22 protein-coding genes and 2 tRNA genes are annotated in these 18,970 nt (G+C 42.2%); 11 read left to right on the forward strand and 13 right to left on the reverse strand.

Annotation, left to right across the window (positions count from 1 at the left end):
• Positions 1 to 1,618: putative bifunctional diguanylate cyclase/phosphodiesterase (locus tag F8H35_RS05100; RefSeq protein ID WP_472572468.1), on the forward strand; the 1,618-nt coding region annotated here is incomplete at its 5' end.
• Positions 1,619 to 1,636: 18 nt separating this feature from the next.
• Here the strand turns inward: F8H35_RS05100 and F8H35_RS05105 are convergent.
• Positions 1,637 to 3,238, reverse strand: a complete 1,602-nt coding sequence (locus F8H35_RS05105) for an oxygen-binding di-iron domain-containing protein (protein WP_472572469.1) — start codon at positions 3,236 to 3,238, stop codon at positions 1,637 to 1,639.
• 144 nt (positions 3,239 to 3,382) lie between these two features.
• Between F8H35_RS05105 and F8H35_RS05110 the strand changes: the two genes are divergently transcribed.
• A complete protein-coding gene (locus F8H35_RS05110; protein WP_472572470.1) occupies positions 3,383 to 3,988 on the forward strand; it encodes a protoglobin domain-containing protein in 606 nt (201 codons plus the stop codon).
• Here the strand turns inward: F8H35_RS05110 and F8H35_RS05115 are convergent.
• The 6 genes from F8H35_RS05115 to deoC are packed head-to-tail and all read right to left on the reverse strand — an operon-like array spanning position 3,985 to position 7,891.
• Positions 3,985 to 4,704 (reverse strand): pseudouridine synthase, encoded by a 720-nt coding sequence (locus F8H35_RS05115; protein WP_472572471.1) that lies wholly within the window; start codon positions 4,702 to 4,704, stop codon positions 3,985 to 3,987. The two genes, F8H35_RS05110 and F8H35_RS05115, sit on opposite strands and share 4 nt — an antisense overlap.
• Positions 4,691 to 5,104 (reverse strand): hypothetical protein, encoded by a 414-nt coding sequence (locus tag F8H35_RS05120; protein ID WP_472572472.1) that lies wholly within the window; start codon positions 5,102 to 5,104, stop codon positions 4,691 to 4,693. Before F8H35_RS05120 ends, F8H35_RS05115 begins: the two co-directional genes overlap by 14 nt.
• A complete protein-coding gene (locus F8H35_RS05125; RefSeq protein WP_472572473.1) occupies positions 5,097 to 5,495 on the reverse strand; it encodes a hypothetical protein in 399 nt (132 codons plus the stop codon). The genes F8H35_RS05120 and F8H35_RS05125 overlap by 8 nt, the downstream gene beginning before the upstream one ends.
• Positions 5,496 to 5,504: 9 nt before the next feature.
• Positions 5,505 to 6,425, reverse strand: a complete 921-nt coding sequence (gene era / locus F8H35_RS05130; RefSeq protein ID WP_472572474.1) for a GTPase Era — start codon at positions 6,423 to 6,425, stop codon at positions 5,505 to 5,507.
• Positions 6,400 to 7,260 carry a riboflavin biosynthesis protein RibF gene (ribF, locus tag F8H35_RS05135; protein ID WP_472572475.1) on the reverse strand — a complete coding sequence of 287 codons (861 nt, stop codon included), beginning with the start codon at positions 7,258 to 7,260 and terminating at the stop codon, positions 6,400 to 6,402. The genes era and ribF overlap by 26 nt, the downstream gene beginning before the upstream one ends.
• Complete coding sequence (gene deoC, locus F8H35_RS05140; protein ID WP_472572476.1) at positions 7,232 to 7,891, reverse strand: deoxyribose-phosphate aldolase; 660 nt, start codon at positions 7,889 to 7,891, stop codon at positions 7,232 to 7,234. The genes ribF and deoC overlap by 29 nt, the downstream gene beginning before the upstream one ends.
• Before the next feature lie 60 nt (positions 7,892 to 7,951).
• Between deoC and F8H35_RS05145 the strand changes: the two genes are divergently transcribed.
• Genes F8H35_RS05145 through cmk form a run of 7 tightly spaced genes read left to right on the forward strand, consistent with a single transcriptional unit; the run spans position 7,952 to position 13,736 of the window.
• Complete coding sequence (locus F8H35_RS05145; RefSeq protein WP_472572477.1) at positions 7,952 to 8,707, forward strand: pseudouridine synthase; 756 nt, start codon at positions 7,952 to 7,954, stop codon at positions 8,705 to 8,707.
• Positions 8,704 to 9,597, forward strand: coding sequence for a DNA-methyltransferase (locus tag F8H35_RS05150; protein ID WP_472572478.1), 894 nt, complete (start codon positions 8,704 to 8,706; stop codon positions 9,595 to 9,597). Before F8H35_RS05145 ends, F8H35_RS05150 begins: the two co-directional genes overlap by 4 nt.
• A complete protein-coding gene (locus tag F8H35_RS05155) occupies positions 9,572 to 10,342 on the forward strand; it encodes a TaqI family restriction endonuclease (RefSeq protein ID WP_472572488.1) in 771 nt (256 codons plus the stop codon). Before F8H35_RS05150 ends, F8H35_RS05155 begins: the two co-directional genes overlap by 26 nt.
• Positions 10,339 to 11,133, forward strand: coding sequence for a 3-deoxy-8-phosphooctulonate synthase (gene kdsA, locus F8H35_RS05160; RefSeq protein WP_472572479.1), 795 nt, complete (start codon positions 10,339 to 10,341; stop codon positions 11,131 to 11,133). Before F8H35_RS05155 ends, kdsA begins: the two co-directional genes overlap by 4 nt.
• The gene (locus tag F8H35_RS05165; protein ID WP_472572480.1) at positions 11,105 to 11,770 is read left to right on the forward strand and encodes an endonuclease III domain-containing protein; all 666 of its coding nucleotides are present in this window, start codon (positions 11,105 to 11,107) and stop codon (positions 11,768 to 11,770) included. Before kdsA ends, F8H35_RS05165 begins: the two co-directional genes overlap by 29 nt.
• The gene (locus tag F8H35_RS05170; protein ID WP_472572481.1) at positions 11,767 to 13,083 is read left to right on the forward strand and encodes a nicotinate phosphoribosyltransferase; all 1,317 of its coding nucleotides are present in this window, start codon (positions 11,767 to 11,769) and stop codon (positions 13,081 to 13,083) included. The genes F8H35_RS05165 and F8H35_RS05170 overlap by 4 nt, the downstream gene beginning before the upstream one ends.
• Positions 13,080 to 13,736 (forward strand): (d)CMP kinase, encoded by a 657-nt coding sequence (gene cmk, locus F8H35_RS05175; RefSeq protein ID WP_472572482.1) that lies wholly within the window; start codon positions 13,080 to 13,082, stop codon positions 13,734 to 13,736. Before F8H35_RS05170 ends, cmk begins: the two co-directional genes overlap by 4 nt.
• Here cmk and F8H35_RS05180 read toward each other — a convergent pair.
• From F8H35_RS05180 to F8H35_RS05200, 5 genes are all read right to left on the reverse strand, one after another.
• Positions 13,733 to 14,518: a hypothetical protein gene (locus tag F8H35_RS05180; protein ID WP_472572483.1), complete on the reverse strand. Its 786-nt coding sequence runs from the start codon at positions 14,516 to 14,518 to the stop codon at positions 13,733 to 13,735. The genes cmk and F8H35_RS05180 overlap by 4 nt on opposite strands.
• Positions 14,519 to 14,525: 7 nt before the next feature.
• On the reverse strand, positions 14,526 to 15,467 hold the full coding sequence (flgL, locus tag F8H35_RS05185; RefSeq protein WP_472572484.1) for a flagellar hook-associated protein FlgL: 942 nt from the start codon (positions 15,465 to 15,467) through the stop codon (positions 14,526 to 14,528).
• 2 nt (positions 15,468 to 15,469) lie between these two features.
• Entirely contained in the window at positions 15,470 to 16,819 is a 1,350-nt protein-coding gene (gene flgK, locus F8H35_RS05190; protein WP_472572485.1) for a flagellar hook-associated protein FlgK, read from the reverse strand.
• Between the two features lie 120 nt (positions 16,820 to 16,939).
• Positions 16,940 to 17,269: a hypothetical protein gene (locus tag F8H35_RS05195; protein ID WP_472572486.1), complete on the reverse strand. Its 330-nt coding sequence runs from the start codon at positions 17,267 to 17,269 to the stop codon at positions 16,940 to 16,942.
• 2 nt (positions 17,270 to 17,271) lie between these two features.
• Positions 17,272 to 17,949, reverse strand: a complete 678-nt coding sequence (locus tag F8H35_RS05200; protein WP_472572487.1) for a PilZ domain-containing protein — start codon at positions 17,947 to 17,949, stop codon at positions 17,272 to 17,274.
• 70 nt (positions 17,950 to 18,019) lie between these two features.
• On the opposite strand from F8H35_RS05200, the gene F8H35_RS05205 reads away from it, so the two are divergent.
• Positions 18,020 to 18,097: transfer RNA gene (locus F8H35_RS05205), tRNA-Pro, on the forward strand.
• 19 nt (positions 18,098 to 18,116) lie between these two features.
• Positions 18,117 to 18,193: transfer RNA gene (locus F8H35_RS05210), tRNA-Arg, on the forward strand.
• Here the strand turns inward: F8H35_RS05210 and F8H35_RS05215 are convergent.
• Positions 18,152 to 18,937 carry a YdcF family protein gene (locus F8H35_RS05215; protein WP_472572489.1) on the reverse strand — a complete coding sequence of 262 codons (786 nt, stop codon included), beginning with the start codon at positions 18,935 to 18,937 and terminating at the stop codon, positions 18,152 to 18,154. The genes F8H35_RS05210 and F8H35_RS05215 overlap by 42 nt on opposite strands.
• Positions 18,938 to 18,970: the final 33 nt, after the last annotated feature.

An 18,970-nucleotide genomic window follows, 5' to 3' on the forward strand; every position in this document is an offset into this window, starting at 1 on the left:
CTCTTATACAGTCCACATTTTCTGGAAATACAAACCAGATCTCAAATCAAAAGAATTTTTAAGTGAAAAAATTTTTAACATAATCAGAAAGAATTTTGATACAAATCATCTATTAGTCAAGCACTACTCACTATTAGGCAACAAAATAGTGCCTTTTGATTTTACAAAAAAACTGAAATTTAAAAAGAAGTTTTTTAGAAAAACTAAGCAGGGAAATTTAATAGGCTTAGGTATCGGTTTTAAGCCGGCGAAACTCACAAAAAAAGAAATAGAAAAACTATCTAAAATCTTGGATATTCTCGGAAACATCATTTCTTCAATCAAAACTATTTCCAATTATAATAAAGAAGTGGAGTACTACGCTACGAGAGATCCCCTTACCAACTTATATAATCAGAGAGTATTCTGGGAGTTTCTGAAGTATGAAATAGATAGAGCTGCAAGACATAACTATAAAGTTTCCCTATTGGTTATAGATATAGATAACTTTAAATTAGTAAATGATACCTACGGTCATATATTTGGGGATTTATTCATAGAAAAATTCGCTGAGTTCCTCATTGATTCTCTGCCAGAATCCAGTATAGTAGCACGATTCGGAGGAGACGAGTTCTGCATCATACTTCCTGAGGCCGACACAAAAACAGCAGTTCTTATCGCAGAGCAGATAAAAAAGAACTCTGAAAAGGTAACAATCAAAACACCAGATGGAAAGCTGATATCTGCTACTGTATCAATAGGAATTGCCACTTTTCCCGACCATGCTAAGGATCCAAAGGATCTCTTCGTTATAGCTGATAATATGATGTACAAAGCCAAAAAGGAAGGTAAAGATAGAATTGCATACCCGAAAGACGAAGATCTTAGAGTTTTAATAGAAAAGAAGGAAAAAATAAACTCCACCATCCTATACGCACTTAAATACAAAAAAATTATTCCCTTCTTTCAACCAATCTATTCTCTAAAAGAGAAGAAAGTTGTAGCACACGAAGTACTAATGAGAATTGAAGATGAAAGTGGTAATATCTTACCAGCATTTAGATTTATTGAGGTGGCTGAAGAAATGGGAATTATCCACAAGTTAGAGCTTATTTTGTTTGAAAAAACTTTCAAAATGGTCAGAGAATCAAACTATACTGGTAGAGTTTTTCTAAACTTCTCTCCCAAATCTATTAGCATACCAGACTATTTAGAAAATGTAAAACAGATGGCGAAACAATTTGAAATAGATCCAGTTAATATAGTATTTGAAATAACAGAAAGGGAAACCACAAGAAATTTGGAAATCTTAAAATTGTTCTTGAATGACTTGAAGGAATTTGGTTTTAGGTTTGCAATAGACGACTTTGGCAGCGGCTACTCTTCATTTCTTTACATTAAGAAACTCCCAATAGACTTTCTCAAGATAGAGGGAGACTTTATACGAGAAATTGCTTACTCCAGAACAGATTTAGCAATTGTTGAAAGTATAGTGGTTTTAGCCCATTCTCTCGGAATAGAGACTATTGCTGAGTTTGTAGAGAATAAAGATATATTAAAAAAGTGTGAAAAACTTAGGATTGACTACGCCCAGGGATTTTTTATAGGGAAACCGACGCGAATACTGATTCAGCATTAACTGTATTAAAAGTCGCCTCTATCTACTATCACAAACTACCCTATTACGCCCTTCCTGTTTTGCTTTGTACAGTAAAGAGTCAGCCCTTTCTAAAACAGAATCCAGCGTATCTTCCACTCTGAACGAGGTAACCCCGGCACTAAAGGTAACATTTAATCCACAAATCTCTTTAGAGGAAACTTCCTGTCTGATTGAATCTACCTTCTGGCATAGTAGCTTTCCATCCATATCTACAGCTACTACTACAAACTCTTCCCCACCGAATCTTGCAACACAATCGCTACTCCGGAATCTGTGTCTGAGGATTGTAGAAAGTTCCTTTAAAACACAGTCTCCAGTCAGATGACCGTAGGTATCGTTTATAGATTTAAATTTATCTAAATCAATAAAGGCTATAGAAAAGTCTTTATTTCTACTTATTAACTGTTTAATAAAGGATAAAAGGTACTCTTTGTTATAAAGCCCCGTTAAAGGATCAGTTTCAGCTTTTTTCTCCAGTCTAATAAAGTCCAGTTCCCGCTTTAGAGAAACAGAAAGAGCATTCCTTATTTGAGATATTAACAGATGGAGAATATACTTCTGTTCATCCTTTAACTCTGAATGGAACTGTATGTTCAGCTCTCCTATTTTAGTCCCCTTATAAACCAAATCTTCTTTCACCTTAAAAGAGTTGCTCTTACTCTTTTCCATTCCAACAGAAAAGAGGAGCTCCTGTCCATCGCAGTATCCCAAAACGGTTATTTTCTCCATTTCTGGGAATTCTTCTTTTAGCCCTCTATAGACAGCCTTAAGTATATTTTCAAAACTTGATCCAAATATAACTATATCAAATAATCTTTTAATCCACTCTTCTATTTTTATCAGTTTACTCAAATCTGAGTTTTCTTTAGCAGCTTCTAAAAGATAAAGGCCGCAGTTAAGGTTTCTAAGTCTATTAATAACTTTTCCTATCATATCTTTTTTAATCAAAGAACCGTGCTGAGGTGCTATTAAATCAGGGTCTTTTTCTATTATTTGATCAAGAGCATGCTGGAGAATATACTTTGAAGGCATGTAATGTTTATGGAAAAATTCAACTCCTTTGTAGTATTCCTCTCTATCCTCTGCAAAAAAGAAGAACTTGTTAGATATTGAACCAAAAATATCACTTGAAAACAAAGTTTTTGCTTTTTTATCAAAAGTACAAATAGCTCCTGGAAAGTGAGCATAAGGAGTGAACACAAACTCCAATTCCCTATCTCCAGCCTGCAATTTCCAGTTATGGGCATCTACTAAATAGAACGGGGTTTTCCAATTGTAGTGTTCTAAAAGAACTCTTGTCCTCCAGTGTGTAACTATGTAACGCTCACCGGCTGGAAACAACTTCTCCAAGGTGGAAAAACAGCCTGTAATGTCTGGATCCTGATGGTGCATTATTATGTATTTAATGTTTTTCAAAGAGGTCAATTGAAAGATCTTATCTAACACTTCCGCCAAAACTTTTTCGCTACCCGGATCAATCAGTATACTTTCCTGACCATTACGAATTAGGTAAACATGACACTGAAACGGATCGTCAGGAATCACATGACCGACCCAGAAAATTTCATCGGCAATTTCTATAGGTTTTGAGAAATCCATTATCCACTCCCACGTGGTGAAATTATTAATAAATTTTAATAAAACCAACCAACAGTTCAATCACACGTTCTCTAAAGAACGTTGAAAACTGCAGTCCGATTTAGTTAAATTAACGAAACCTTATTAAAGATTCGGAGGAAAGACATGGGAATCTTTGAGGAAGTAAAACAGAAGGTGGAAGAGATCCTTGAAAATGCTGAGAACCTGACAGGAATAGGAGAAAATGATCTCCAAACTCTAAGAGATAAAAAAGATATCTTAATCAGCTGGAGCGATGAACTGATGGATGACTTTTACAGAACCCTTCTAAACTACTCAAAAACTGCAAAGGTATTTGAGAAAATACCTGTTGATAGAGTTAAAGCTAAGAATAAAAAGTGGTATGAAGAAGTAGTTTCCGGTAAACTTGACAAAAATTTTTATGAGTTTCAGTTCTTAGTGGGGTTAATCCACATTTACTACGGTATTGAGAATAACATTATGATTTTCATGGCCCAGCACCTTAAAAGTAATTTCTTAAATAAGGCAGTAAAAACCTTTGAAACTGAAGAAGCAATTGCTGTGTTTAAAGCCTTTTCAAAACTTGTTGACTTCCTGATATCCCTTACTGTTGAAGGATACACCTTTACGCTGAAAGAAGCGTTAATGGATATTGCAGGTTATACTTCCGGCCTTGTAGACACAATGATGAGTATGAAACTTGAAGAAATATACAAGGTTCTCAAAGAGGAGCTTCCAGAGAAAAGTTAGGTTTTAAGACCCACTCTCTCCTTCAGTTTTCTCACCTCTTCATCGGTCAGGTGACGGTAGTGGCCTACTGGGAGCTCCCCCAACTTCAACCCACCAAACTCAACCCTCTTTAAGTACTTTACAGGGTGGCCAACGGCTGAAAACATCCTCTTTACTTGATGGTACTTCCCTTCAGTTATCTCAATCTCTGCCTCAGACTCCTCCTCTTCTACCTTTAAGATTTTCACTTTTGCCGGCTTTGACTTAAAGTCCTTAAGCTCTATTCCCTTTCTCAGCGGTTCAACATCTTCCTCAGTAAGTTTTCCTTCAACAACAACGTAGTACTTCTTTGGAACTTTCCACTTTGGGTGGGTGAGCCTGTGGGCAAGCTCTCCGTCTGTGGTTAAAAGAAGCAGACCTTCGGCATCTTTATCAAGCCTCCCAACGGGAAAGAGCCTCTCAAAACGGGGAATGTCTGAAAGGAGCTCCATAACGGTGAGCTCCCTGTCCTTTGTTGAGGTAACGTAACCTGCCGGCTTATTCAGGATTACGTAGTAGTTCTCTTCATAGAAAACCGGCTCTCCGTCAACCAAAACCTCATCCCTTTCCGGGTCAACGTGGAGTGAAGGGTCTTTAACAACCTCACCGTTAACGGTAACGTGGCCTTTCCTTATGAGCCTTTTAACCTGAGACCTTGGACCAAAGCCTGCGCTGGAGAGGAGCTTATCTAATCTCAAATTTTTCCCTCACAACAATCAATTTAACGGAAAAATAGTACGTGACGAAGAAAACGATAAAATTCACGAAAACCGTCAGTATTTTAAAGAGTTTATGGTTTGAAACTGCTCCAGCCATCCACTTTTCAAAGAGCGTGGCAAAGGTTAGAAACGTGATGAACTGAACCATCCAGCCAAGAATTAGCTTCCCCTTTTCTGGTTTCTGCTGGAAAAAAATCTCAATTGACTTTTCAAATCCGAAAAAGAGAACAAAGATTGTTAGAAATATGAGAAGACCTAAGGATACTGCAGGGTAAACGTGAAGGAATCTGGTGAGGACATAGATTATTCCAGAGTTAACAAGCCCCAACATTAAATAGACAAAAAGGTAAAATGCTGCTCCCTGAACGTATCTACCCACTTTCCCTCTCTATGAACTTTTCTACTGCAAACTTGTAGGTGAAGAAAAGGAGAAGAACATCTCCGTTTAAGTAAACAAAAATAGCAAATGCAGGATTGGGAATTGCTTTAAACAGCAGGAAAAAGAGGAGAAAAGAAGTGATTATAAAGGGAACGAAGTGAAAGAGCCAGGCAACGGTGATCCTCTTTTTATCGTTTATCCAGTAATACCTCTTCATAAGGAGATAAAACGTGTAGTAGAGCCCCAAAACCATAATGAAGGCTTCTAAAACCGTTCTAAAAACAGGTGAAAGATGGGCTTTCATAAAGAACCAGGTTATTAAACTGTTTACCATGTAGAAGAAGATAAAAGCGTAAGCATAGATGAGAAAGGCCTTGTATTTCCTATCCAAGTTTCCTCCTTAGTAAGAGTATCCCAGCCCTCTAAGCTGTTCGGGTCTGCTCCTCCAGTCCTCTTTAACCTTGACCCAGAGCCTCAGGTAGACCCTTTTTCCGAGGAGCTGTTCCAACTCTTCTCTTGCAAGCTGACCGATTTTCTTGAGCTTCTGCCCGCCTTTTCCGATGATTATGGGCTTTTGAGACTCTTTCTCAACTATTATGTCTGCATCTATCACAAGCATGTTGGGGTTTTTGTCTCCCGGCTGGATGTTTATAACCTGAACGGTTGTTGCGTGGGGAACTTCATCCCTTGTGAGAAGCATAATCTTCTCTCTGATTATTTCAGCTATGAACTGGTCTATTGGCTGGTCTGTTACCATGTGGTCTTCGTAGTATTTGGGGCCTTCCGGAAGGTATTTGACAAGGAGCTCTAAGAGTCTGTCAAGGTTTGTTCCCCTTACGGCAGATATGGGAACTATCTCGTCAACAAAGGGAAACTCCTTGCTTATCTCATCTATGAGGGGAAGGAGCTCCTCCTTTGGAACGCCGTCTATCTTGTTTATGACAACGATAACTTTGGTGTCTTTCCGCTTCTCTTCACCTATCTTTTGAAGGATTTTCCTGTCGGCCTCTGTAAGGCCAGCCCTTGCATCTATTAGGAACAGGATAATATCGGCGTCTGGAATAACGCTGAAGGCTATCTCGTTCATATATCTGTTCAGCTCAAACTTCTCCTTGTGGATTCCGGGAGTATCAAGGAAAACTATCTGGGCGTTCTTTAAGTGTTTTACGCCTACTATCCTGTGGCGGGTTGTTTGAGGCTTGTCTGTAACTATAGCTACTTTTGTTCCTAACAGGTTGTTTAAGAGTGTAGATTTCCCAACGTTTGGTCTTCCAAGTATTGCAACATAGCCCGATTTAAAACCTTTTGTCTCCTGTTCCAACTTCAATCCTCCAAAGTTCTTTTAGATTTTCTACATCTAATTTAATCTGTTTAACAAGTTCATCAACCGAAGGAAAACGCTTTTCCGGCCTTAAAAACTTCAGGAATTCTACCTTAACATCCCGGCCGTAGAGGGAGGGGAGTTCCCTTTCCGGAACAAACACTTCAATCAGCGGTTCTGTATCTTTCAGGGTGGGAGCTCTCCCATAGTTGGCAACTCCCCTGTAGCTTTCCCCATCAACTATCAGATTTACAGCGTAAACACCGAAAGTTAGAGGGAGCTCCTTAAAAGGTTTCACATTTACCGTAGGGAAGCCGATTTTTTTTCCTTTTGAAGTTCCTTTAACCACTCTTCCCGTAGCAAAATAGGGAAAACCTAAAAGAGCATTGGCTTCCTCAACTCTCCCTTTTGAGAGGAGCTCCTTAATTTTGGTTGCCCCTATCTTCTCACCCTTTTCTGTTTCAGGTGGAACTGTAAAAACCGGTATTCCAAACTCCCGGCCTAAACGCTCGGCTGTCTCTATGTCCCCTTCCCTGTTCCTTCCAAACTGCCAGTCCTCTCCAACCACCAGAGCACTACATCCCCACTCTCTAAGCCTTTCAAAGAACTGCCGGGGAGACATATCTTTTACCTGAGAGAAGGGGATGTTGAGGAGCTCCACTCCAAGTCTTCTCGCAATTTCCTCTCGCTCTTTATCTGTAAAGAGCTTTTCCCCCTTTCCCCTTATTGAGATAACCTTTACTCTATCGCAGAGCTCTTTAGCCCTTTCAATCAGCTTCCTGTGGCCTCTGTGGAAAGCCTCAAACTTACCAACCGTGCAGCAGCTCTTTTGCAATCTCAACCGCCGAGCTCGTTCCAATTCTGTCAGCTCCCGCTTCAACAAACTGAATGGCAAGGTTCAGGTCTCTTATACCGCCGGCAGCCTTAACCTTTGCCTTTCCTTCCGAACACCTCTTCAGAAGCTCAACGTCTGAAAGGGTTGCACCGTAAATTCCGTAGCCTGTTGAGGTCTTAAGGTAGTCCCATCCAGACTCAACGGCCAAACGGCACAGGGTCATCTTCTCGTTCTCTGTAAGGTAGCAGCACTCCATTATAAGTTTTAAAATAGTATTGGGAAGTTCATTCCTTATTTCCTTAAGCTCATCCTCAACCTTCTTCCAGTCTCCAGACTTAACAGCTCCAATATCGGCAACAACGTCAAGTTCCCCTGCCCCTTCCTCTACGGCCAAAACGGCCTCTGCAAGCTTCAGCTGTGAAGGAACAGGTGAGAGGGGAAAAGCAACAACGGAACAGACCTTCTCCTGAGGAAGAACAACCCTCGCAACCTTTACGTGTTTTGGAAACACACACAGAGCAGCAAAACCAAGCTCTTTAGTCTTTTCTGCAGCCCTGAAAACATCCTCTTCGGTAGTCGTGGCCTTTAAAACGGAATAGTCTATCTTTGATAGCAGCTCTTTTTCGTCCATAACTGCCTCAGAAAGAGGGTTCTTAGTTTTAATTCTATAATGATTTTATAGGAGGAGATAATGCGGCTGAATAAGTTTTTGGCATACGCAGGATTTGGAGCAAGGAGAAAGGTTGAGGAGATAATAAAGCAGGGAAGAGTTGAGGTTAACGGCGAAATCGTTACAAACCCTGCCACCGAAGTTGATCCGAAGAAAGACGTTGTAAAGGTTGATGGAGAAAGGGTAAGGCTTCCAAAGAAATTTGTTTATATAGCTTTCAACAAACCACAGGGGGTTTTAACGGCAATGGAGAGAGCTCCCGGCGACAGACGGCCGATAGTTGCCGACTACTTCAGGAAGTATCCGGTTCGCCTCTTTCCGGTGGGAAGACTTGACTACAACACCGAAGGGCTCCTCATAATGACAAACGATGGCGAACTTGCAGACAGGCTTGCCCACCCAAGATACCACGTTCCCAAAACCTACATAGCCAAAGTGAAGGGCAGGGTTAAGCCGGCAGAGATTGAGAGGATGAGGAAGGGAGCTCTCCTCGTTGACGATAAAGGCAAAAAGTTCTTCATAAAGCCGTTAGATGTTAAGCTCCTTCATCCTTCTAAAACAGGAAGGAACACGTACGTTCAGATAACCATAGACCAGGGAAAGAACAGAGTTGTCCGGCGGTTCTTTGACAGGTTTGACCACGGCGTTCTAAAGCTGAAAAGGGTAGCCGTTGGACCGATAAAACTTGGTGATTTGCCAAAGGGGACTTACAGGGAGCTCTCCCCCGAAGAGGTTAATAAACTTAAACGGGCAGCAGGACTTCTGGAGGAAAAATGATTACCCTTAACAGAATTCACTGTATGGATGTTTTAGAGGGTCTGAGGGAGCTCCCCGACAACTTCGCAGACATTATTATTGCAGACCCACCCTACAACATCGGCAAAGATTTTGGAGTTTTTAAGGAATCCTGGAGCCAAGAAGAGTACATCAGCTGGTCAAAAAGGTGGATAAATGAAGCTATACGTATCTTAAAACCTACTGGTTCTATGTTTATCTTTGGATTCAGTGAAAACTTAGCCTACATTTTCGTTGAAATCCCGATAAACAAACGGTGGCTCGTATGGCATTACACAAACAAAAATGTTCCTTCCCTCAACTTCTGGCAGAGAAGCCACGAAAGTATTATACTCTGCTGGAAAGACAGCTTTATTTTTAACAGAGATGATGTAAGAGAGCCCTACACAGAACAGTTTTTAAAATCTGCAGCAGGAAAAATAAGAAAAGGAACACCAGGTAGATTTTCAAAAGGAGACAGGGAAACTGTTTATACAGCCCATGAAAAGGGAGCTCTCCCCAGAGATGTCATAAAAGTCCCTACACTTGCCGGTGGTGCAGGAAGAAAAGAGCGCTGGTTTCTCTGTAAAGATTGCAATGATGTTTATCCCCCTTCTGAAAAGAAGAATCACCAGGGCCACGAAGTAATTTTCCATCCAACACAAAAGCCAGAAGAACTTATAGAAAAGCTGATTCTGTCGGCCAAACCAAAAAATAAAGGAGTTGTAGTTGTCCCTTTTGCGGGCTCAGGAACAGAGTGTGTTGTTGCAAAAAGGTTAAGAATGGACTTTATAGGCTTTGAAATAAACAAAGATTACATAAAAATTGCTGAAAGAAGGATAGAGGAGGAAAATAAAGTTGGCCAAATTGGAGAACTATTTAAAGAAGTATGAAAACTTCCTCGAAGGAATTGATCTATCTAAATATTCCAGGTTAAGAAAAATAAAAACTGTTGAGCAGGATTTACCGAAATCTCTTAACCCATTACTGCTGATATATAAATACTACTGGGGAGAGAGAAAATTTTTGAACTACGAAGACTTTTTCAAAGTCTACTGGAATACAAACCTTCACCACATAATGGAGTTTGTAAAGAAATACTTTTATGGTTGCTCTCTTCAGTTTGTAGAAGAGGGCTTTAAGGCAAGACTCTACAGAACATGGACTTCTCTTTTAACCCAATTCCACTTTCAGTATTTATGGGTGGAAGTTTTTGGCAAGAGATATCCACTTGAAGCCTCTGCCGAATTAGACATGGCAGGAATTGACTCCCGTATAACCATTAACGGAATAGTTATAGGAATTCAGATAAAGAAAATCTCTTACAGAAGGGAAGCTTCCCAGAGGAGATTTACCAAAAGACAGAGGAAACTGGTAAACATTATGTGCGAAGTCCCTTATTTAGTCATTGACATTGAAGAAGTAGAGAGAAAACTCAACAGCAACAGAACAAGAGAGACCACGAAAAAGAAACTATCAGCTTTGCTTTCCTTTTTTAACAAAAATTTTAGAACATTAAAGAACGGATTTGTAGTTTTTAAGGAAAACTACCTTTATAAAGTAGAAAATGTCTTTCTATCTGCGGATAACTATGAAGACTTTATACCCTATACAGTTTTTCTACCGGAGGTTTTATGATAGTAATTGCAGGACCCTGCGTTATTGAGGATAGAGATACCGTTTTTGAAGTTGCAGAGGTTGTGGCGGAGCTCCAGCGCCGTTTCCCACAGCACAGGTTCATCTTCAAGGCCTCTTTTGACAAGGCCAACAGGAGCTCCATTAAGTCCTACCGTGGCCCCGGTCTTGAGAAAGGCCTTGAGATACTTGCAGAGGTAAAGGAAAAGTTCGGCCTTCTCCTAACAACAGACATCCACGAGAGCTGGCAGGCGGAACCGGTTGGAGAGGTAGTTGACGTTGTCCAGATTCCGGCTTTCCTGTGCCGACAGACAGACCTCTTAATTGCCGCAGCAAAAACGGGGAAGACCGTAAACGTTAAGAAGGGCCAGTTTATGGCTCCGTGGGATATGAAAAACGTTGTTGAGAAGTTAAAGGAGAGTTCCGCAAAGGAGGTGTGGCTCACAGAAAGAGGAACAACATTTGGCTACAACAACTTAGTTGTAGATTTTCGCTCACTTCCCATAATGAGAGAGTTTGCAGATAAAGTTATTTTTGACGCCACCCACTCAGTTCAGAGGCCAGGAGGACTTGGAAAGGCCAGCGGAGGAGACAGGGAGTTCGTTCCATACCTCTCAAGGGCTGCAGTTGGAGTTGGAGTTGACGGCCTCTTCTTTGAGACCCACCCTCAGCCTGAGAGGGCACTTTCAGACGGCCCCAACATGGTTCCGCTGAAGGAGTTTCCAGATTTAATAAGTAAACTACTGAAGCTCAAGGAGTGTGTAGATGACCTTGAAGGAAGAAGAGAGAATTAGAAAAATCGTTGAGATACTGAGGAAAGAAAAGGAGAAGTGGAACGTTCCCATAGTAACCCTTATGTCTCAAACTGGAAGTGATCCTTTTAAGATTTTAGTTGCAACGGTTCTTTCACTTAGAACGAAAGACGAGGTTACGGCAAAGGCTGCAGAGAGGCTCTTTCAGGTTGCAGACACGCCGGAGAAACTCCTGAAACTTGAAGAAGATGAGATCGCTTCCCTCATCTACCCGGTGGGATTTTACAGGCGCAAAGCCAAAAACCTTAAAGAGATAGCCAAGATACTCATTGAAAAATACGGAGGAAAGGTTCCAGACGAGATTGAGGAACTCCTCAAGCTCCCCGGCGTTGGAAGGAAGACGGCCAACCTCGTGATAACTTTAGGATACGGAAAGCCTGGAATCTGCGTTGACACCCACGTCCACAGGATAATGAACCGGCTGGGCTACGTTAAAACGAAAACCCCGGAGGAGACGGAGTTTGCACTGAGGGAAAAACTCCCCAAAGAGTTCTGGATTGAGATAAACGACCTTCTTGTCTCCTTAGGCCAGCACATCTGCCACCCAACCTCTCCAAAGTGTTCCCAGTGCCCCATTGAGCCCTACTGTCCAAAAATCGGCGTTAAGAGGAGCAGATGATGAAGACCTCACCACTCTTTACAGACCTCTACGAGTTAACGATGATGAACGGCTACCTGAAGGCTGGGAAGACGGAGTGGGCTGCATTTGAGCTCTTCGTGAGAAAGCTCCCTAAAAACAGGAACTATTTAGTGTTTGCAGGTTTAAACGACGTTGTGGAGCTCCTCCAGGACTACAGGTTCTCTGAAAGCGACATAGACTACCTCTACTCTTTAAAACTCTTTTCAGACGACTTTTTAGACTTCCTCAAAAACTTCAGATTCACAGGTAAGCTCTACGCAATGAGAGAAGGTGAAATCTTCTTCCAGAACGAGCCCGTTCTAAGGGTTGAAGCCCCGATATACGAAGCCCAGCTCTTTGAGACGGCCATTATGAACCAGGTTCACATCTCGTCCCTCATAGCCACAAAAGCAGCAAGGGTCTTCTCTGTTGCCAAAGGGAAAAAGCTCGCAGACTTTTCACTCAGGAGAACCCACGGGTTTGATGCCGGAATGAAGGTTGCAAGGAGCTCCTATCTGGCCGGGTTTGATGCAACGTCAAACGTTCTGGCAGGAAAGGTTTACGGAATTCCGGTTGTTGGAACAGTTGCCCACTCTTTCATAATGGCTTTTGAGAGTGAGGAAGAAGCGTTCAGGGCCTACCTTAACGCTTTTCCGAATCACGGCATCCTGCTTGTTGATACGTACGACACAGTAGAGGGAGTCAAAAAAGCGATAAAAATTGCGAAAGAGGTGGGAATTCCTCTTAAAGGCGTAAGGCTTGACAGCGGAAACGTTGTGGAGCTCTCTAAAATCGCCAGAAAACTCTTAGACGAGGCAGGATTTAAAGAGACGAAAATTATAGTCAGTGGTGGTTTAGATGAATACAGTATAAAGGAGATTCTGGAAAAGGGAGCTCCCGTTGACGCCTTTGGAGTTGGGACAAAGCTTGGAACGTCCGCAGACTCCCCCTACATAGACTTCGTTTATAAGTTAGTTGAGTTTAACGGAAAGCCTGTAATGAAGACCAGCTCAGGGAAGAAGATGTATCCGGGAAGGAAGCAGGTTTTCAGGAACGAAGACCACGATGTTGTAGGAGTTTTCGGAGAGGAGCTCCCCGGCGAGCCGCTCCTTGAAAAAGTGATGGAGAACGGCCTGCTGATAAAAGAATTTCCATCACTAAAAGAGTCAAGGGAGTATTTCCTTGAGAGGTTTTCAAAACTTCCGGAAGAGTTAAAGAGAATAGATCGGAAGGTAGAATATCCCGTCAGAATCAGCGAGAAACTGAAAGAGCTCTACCGGAAAACACTTTCAGAGATAGAGAGGGAGCGTTGATAAACCCCAGAATAATTACGATAGACGGACCTGCAGGAGCTGGAAAGAGCACGCTGGCAAAGGAGATAGCAAAACGGTTTGGATACGTCCACTTAGACTCGGGAGCTCTCTACCGAGCAATCGGCTACGGCTGTAAGCTGGCAGGAGTTGACCTGAAGGATAGAGAGGCCGTTTTAAAAGTTGCGGAAAGCCTGAAAATTGAGCTCCTGCCAGACGGCAGAGTTTTATTAAATGGAAAAGACATAACCGAAAAGATAAGAACTCCAGAAGGCGGCCTTTTAGCCTCTCAGGTTGCCCAGTTTCCAGAAGTAAGGGAGATAGTTGTAAAACTCCTAAGACATATGGCGGAAGGGAAAAAGATAGTAATAGACGGCAGAGACGCAGGAACCTACATCTTCCCCAACGCAGAGCTGAAAATCTACCTGACTGCAAGCCCTGAAGAGAGAGCAAGGAGACGGTACGAGGAGCTGAAGAAAAAGGGATTTAACGTAAGCTACGAGGAGGTTCTGAAAGAGGTAATTGAGCGGGACAGACAGGACGAGAACAGACCCTTTGCCCCCCTCAGAGTTCCAGAAGGAGCTGTTATAATTGACACAACCGGAAAAAGCCTTGAAGAAGTTTTAAAAGAGGTCGGTAGGCTGATTGACCCCTAACCCTGGAGCTCTTTGAGGAAGTCTTCAACGGTTATGATTTCAAAGTCAAGTCTGGGAGCTCCGCACTCCCTCACCCACTCAAGGGCAGTCTTCCTACACCAGTCAAGGTCTATATCGGGGGCAAAGCTGGCAAGGTAAACTTTAGTTTCAAAGTATCTCCTCAACTCGTAGGCCAGCTGGTTCAGGTAGAGTATCTTCTCCCTCACTTTCCTCGCCTTTTCGCCGCCGTGGAATGCCAGCTTCATAAAAAATTCAACGTTTCCCTTACACTCGTAGGCCTCAACGTAGTGTTTTCCCCAGAAGGCAACGTCAACATTTTTCCCGGAGAGCTCCCTCTTCCCGCAGAAAATCCTCAACCTTTCCCTGTTTACCATAGGTTGACAGTGCATTGAGAGGAGCTCCACTTTCTCTTTATTTATCGGCCCAAGGTGATAGACAAGTTCTTCAAAGAGCCTTCCCTTTCTTAAAGATACAACGTCATCCTGAGGAATAGGCTTTCCGGAAGAGTTCTCTGCGTGCTTTAGAAAAAAGTTCTCTATCAGATTCCAGAGTATCCTTTTTTCCGCAAGCGATACTGGAAGTGAGTTCAAAAATTCCTCTTTTTTCTCCCTTTTAAACTGATAAAACTGGCCAACGTGGTCAACATACTGGAAAAATTTTGCTATCTGAGTGATAACAGGTATTCTCTCTTTCCTCCTCAAGCATATTAAAAAGTGGACAAGCTCTTTAACAGGCTCTCCCAAAAATCGCTCAATATCAACATAGCAGCTGAAAAGTGCCATACCTAATCTACTTTACAAAGAAATTCAAAAGAGAAAGGTTCTGTGTCTGGCTTATTGCCGCTAAAAGGGCCTGGTATGCAGTTTTAGCCTTTTCATACTCAGCTATTGCTCCAGCGTAGTCTGCATCCTCTATTTTTGATTTAAGCTCTTTAAAATGAACCATAATCGCATCGTTTTGGCTCTTAATATCCTCAACAACCCTTTCCTGAGTTCCAAGAATTGACCTGTAGGCTTCAATTTGTGAAAGTCCTTTATCAAAGGCATCTAAGAGTTTAAGGTTCTGAACTCCGTCTCCCAAATCTACCTGAACTGTATCTGTGTGGAGCTCATTTAAACTGCCAGAATCAAGGATATCAGCAATTTTGTTGAGAACCTCAACAACGGTAATTTTGTTTGAAACCCTGTTAACGCCGAAATAGTTAGCTCCGTTAAAGGTCGTATTCACTTCAACCCCGTTTGCAACGGGAACCGTGGTTTCAACGGTCTCACCGTTGTAGGTTCCATCACTGCCAAAGGGAGAGCTCTGGCTCTTCACACCGCCGAAAATGTAGGAATCCCCAACCTTCGTATTTCCCATATTTACAACGTAAGAGGCCACACTCCTGAAGTAATCGGCAAGGACTTTAGCATCCTCTCCGTTGAGAGCTCCGGTGTTCAAAACCTGAATTATCTTTACCCGGGCTTCCTGCAGAAGGTTTACGGCAGAAGTCATAGAGGTTTCCGCAGTTTTCAGGACGTTATCTGTAAGGTCTATGTTCCTGTTGAACCTCTCAACTCCCTCTATAAAGCGCTGAAGCCGGAGTCCCCTTGCAAAGTCAACAGGGTTGTCGGATGGCTTCAGTATGGCTTTACCGGAGGAGAGCTCCTCTGTTCTCCTTTTCAGCTGGGAGCTCCTCAACCTGTCGTATTTGAGGAGAATGTCAAAAATCATCCCATCAGAAACTCTCATGGCTACCTCACCATACCGAGAACTGTCTGGAGAAGTTCATCCGTTACCGTAACAATCCTTGCAGCAGCCTGGTAAGCCCTCTGGTATTTCGTAAGGTTTACAAGCTCTTCATCAATGTTCACCCCAGAGAGCTCCTTCACCTTCTCCTCTATAGACTCAAGCCTGAACTGAGAGGCTTTTAAACGGTCATCTACAGACTTTACTTCAGTTCCAATAGAAGAGGTAATTTCTGTTCCGTAATACTCAGAGAAACTCAAGTCAGAAAGCTCTGAAAAAGTCTGCTGTCCCAGATCAATAAGCGCCTTTACATTTGTATTGTCTGAATTGAGATAGTTAGAATCTGAAGCTGCAGCAACCTTTTTCGGATCTTCAAACGCCAGAACAATGTTGGAAGCGTCTATCGGCTGACCGTTATCGGACTTAAATAGGGAAACTCCCGTTTCTCCGTAAAGGTCATAGCCGGCCTCGTGCTGCTCATTTACCTTCTCTGCAAAAGTTGAAACCAAAAGGTTAAGCTTACTTTTGTACTCTTCAGCCGCTTTTATTCCAGAAACGATACCGGCAACTTTTCCTTTTTTAAACTCATCTGTAACGTCAACACCGTCGGCAATAACCTTAACTCCGTCTGAAGACTGTTCAACAGAGACGTTAAAACTCCTCTCCTCAGAGACCAGAGGAAAACCTTTAGCTGTAAAGACCCTAACCCTTTCGTCTGGCAGGTAAACAACCTTTACATCAATCAGGGAGCCGAGCTCCTTCAGGGTTCTATCTCTCTCGTCTAAGTACTGGTTAAAACGCTCGGGAGAGTCTTTAAAGATGAGCATACTCCTGTTTATCTCTGCAAGCTTTTCAGTTAACCTGTTAACCTCAGAAACAATATCTTTCAAGTGGGAAACAGAAGTTGACTCAATCTCTTCTAAAGAGGAGTAAGTATCCCTAATTCTTCCAACCAGTGTTTTAGCAACAGAGAGGAAGTTAGCCCTTGCCGCGATATCGTCCGGCTTAACGGCTATATCGTGAAGTGAGTTGAAAAACTGGTTAATAGCCTCTGAAAGACCGCTACCCATAGGGTCGTTAAAGAGGCTCTCTATCTGGGAGAGAACGTTCTTATAGGCTGAAAGTTGCGCGTTGTCTCCGTTTTCTGAAATTAACCGCTTGAAGTAAGCTCTGCTGAAAACCCGCTTAACAGTTTCTACCTGAACTCCAAGGCCGGGCAGGTCGGCAAAAACTGGAGTTTCCCTTGAATAACCCTCTGTGTAGACGTTATTCATATTTCTGTTGGTAGTTGTTATACCTATCTTCTGGGAAAGGAGAGCCTGACTGGCCGCCGTGAGAGCTCCAAAGAGAGACATAATCCCTCCAATGTAAGGTCTAATTCTATTATCGCAAATAACTACAGGAATTTAACGATATCAGATACGGGTTGGAGCTCTCTGCACGAATTTGAATTTCATTATCTGACTTTTTCAGCGTTAAGCCTTCCTGTTGAAAAGGCTATTTGCCCTATTTCTCCTATAAGTTGCACTTTCTCCAAAGAGCTCTTTCTCTACCTCTTCAAAAAATGAAAGCCCGTTAGATACAAGGGCTGATATTGATGTATTGAGTCTATGAATTTCAACCAACAGCTCCTTTTCTCTCTCTACCTCTTCTTTTGAAAAAGAAGATATTTTTAGAAGGAGCTCCCTCTTTTCCTCCTGAATCTTTTTGAACCGATCCAAATCTTTTAGAGGAAATACGAGGAGGAGCTCTCTCTCTTCCCTTAAGAGCTCTATCAACTTTTTAAGATCCCTTTTTACCTGCAACATCACTCTACCAACAGTCTTATCTTATCTAAGATCTCCCTCTGCCTTGTCATAACATACTTGTGAAGCAAGTTTCTGAACTTCTGGTTTAAGTTAAGAAATTTTACTCCAACTTTCTCCTTACTATCGTAAGGCTCTAAAGATCTCACCTCTGCTTCCGACTGAAAACTGCCGTACGGCAGTTCAACTCCAAGATTAATTTTATCTCCTAATGAAAATTCCCCTTTTTCAGATAAAAACCCTATTCCATTCTCTGAAACATCAACTACATTATAAGTTAACTCATTTTTATACTTCTCTCCATCCGGTAAAAGGGTCAGTTTTATTGGCAATTTAGGGGATACTGTAACTCTCGGGAACTCTCTACTGAAACGTGGTTCTTCAAAAGGTTTAAGTTTGGTCGTTTCTATTAATTTATCGTTATGATATGTCACATCAGCAGCTAAAACACGAGTTTGATTGTAGAATGGGTCTTTAAAAGTTGTATAAACTCTACCGAAATCATTGATTGCCAACTTTAATTTAGGATGGTTTTCCCACTGAATAAATTTTTCCTCTATTGAAATAGGTCTTGACTTGACTCTTATTGGGAGCTCCTCATAAAAGCTTATAAGCTCAACCGGTTCTCCTTTACTGATCAGTTCTTGAAGCCATTCATCTACTCTTTTTTCAACATTCATCCCTGTAATTTCCCCCTTTAAACGTCTTGCCAAATTTTACACTACTGCCTAAATTACGATACCGTCAGTTCGGGGCATAGCTCAGCTTGGTTAGAGCGCGTGCCTTGGGAGCACGAGGTCGCCCGTTCAAATCGGGCTGCCCCGACCATTTTCCTCTAAATTCCCCTGGGCCCGTAGCTCAGCTGGATAGAGCAACGGACTTCTAATCCGTAGGTCGGAGGTTCGAATCCTCCCGGGCCCGCCACTTGAGAATCTTCCTCTTCTGAAGAAGCTCAAAATAAAGAATTCCAACGTATTCCCTGAAAGCTACCATTGAGTCCTGAAGGTAATCAAGCTTGGGTAGGTAGGAATACCAGCTGTATTTCTCCCTGTAAACTCTGTAGTCTGCCGGAACCGGAGTTACTTTAAATTCCACTTCCTTGAATATCATTACGCTTCTCGGCATGTGAAAGGCAGACGTAACGAGGCAGATGTTTTTTACTCCTTTTCTGCTAAGAATTTCGTAAGAGAATATTCCGTTTTCTAAGGTATTCCTGCTCTTTCTCTCTTCTGTTATCTTTTCGGCAGGAACTCCTAAAGTTTTAAGGAACCCTGCCATTGCTTCTGCTTCACTTTCAGATTCTCTTCCGTAAACTTTTCCGCCGGAAACTAATATGGGGAGCTCCCTTTCTTTGTAGAGCTTAAACGCCTCATACAGCCTCTTTGCAACTGCCGGTTTTATGGAGGCTTTACCGTTTTCCGCCGGAGAGTGGGGAATCTCCCCTCCGCCCAGAACTACAATGTATTGGCAGTTAACTTTTGAGAACTCTGGGTGAGGGTATGCGTTTTCAAGGGGAGAGAGTATCAGGTCTTTCCCAAGCTCTGTTGAGATGAAGTAGATGAGGAAAAGGGTAAAGGAGAGAAGAACCAGACCGGTTTTCCGTTTGTTCAGGAGGAAAAGGGAAATGGAGAGAAAAAGGAGGAGAACAAAGAGGCCGGGGGGAACCAAGAAAACACCTAACGTTTTTGAGAGGATAAAGAG

The organism is Thermovibrio sp., from assembly GCA_015488335.1.
Classification (GTDB): Bacteria; Aquificota; Aquificia; order Desulfurobacteriales; family Desulfurobacteriaceae; genus Balnearium.

Excerpts from the sequence above, each read along its gene's own strand:
- F8H35_RS05165 (WP_472572480.1), top strand. The coding sequence starts at position 11,105 with ATGACCTTGAAGGAAGAAGAGAGAATTAGAAAAATCGTTGAGATACTG.
- F8H35_RS05110 (WP_472572470.1), top strand. The coding sequence starts at position 3,383 with ATGGGAATCTTTGAGGAAGTAAAACAGAAGGTGGAAGAGATCCTTGAA.
- deoC (WP_472572476.1), bottom strand. The coding sequence starts at position 7,891 with ATGGACGAAAAAGAGCTGCTATCAAAGATAGACTATTCCGTTTTAAAG.
- kdsA (WP_472572479.1), top strand. The coding sequence starts at position 10,339 with ATGATAGTAATTGCAGGACCCTGCGTTATTGAGGATAGAGATACCGTT.
- flgL (WP_472572484.1), bottom strand. The coding sequence starts at position 15,467 with ATGAGAGTTTCTGATGGGATGATTTTTGACATTCTCCTCAAATACGAC.
- flgK (WP_472572485.1), bottom strand. The coding sequence starts at position 16,819 with ATGTCTCTCTTTGGAGCTCTCACGGCGGCCAGTCAGGCTCTCCTTTCC.
- F8H35_RS05180 (WP_472572483.1), bottom strand. The coding sequence starts at position 14,518 with ATGGCACTTTTCAGCTGCTATGTTGATATTGAGCGATTTTTGGGAGAG.
- F8H35_RS05200 (WP_472572487.1), bottom strand. The coding sequence starts at position 17,949 with ATGAATGTTGAAAAAAGAGTAGATGAATGGCTTCAAGAACTGATCAGT.
- F8H35_RS05170 (WP_472572481.1), top strand. The coding sequence starts at position 11,767 with ATGATGAAGACCTCACCACTCTTTACAGACCTCTACGAGTTAACGATG.
- F8H35_RS05150 (WP_472572478.1), top strand. The coding sequence starts at position 8,704 with ATGATTACCCTTAACAGAATTCACTGTATGGATGTTTTAGAGGGTCTG.
- F8H35_RS05145 (WP_472572477.1), top strand. The coding sequence starts at position 7,952 with ATGCGGCTGAATAAGTTTTTGGCATACGCAGGATTTGGAGCAAGGAGA.
- F8H35_RS05105 (WP_472572469.1), bottom strand. The coding sequence starts at position 3,238 with ATGGATTTCTCAAAACCTATAGAAATTGCCGATGAAATTTTCTGGGTC.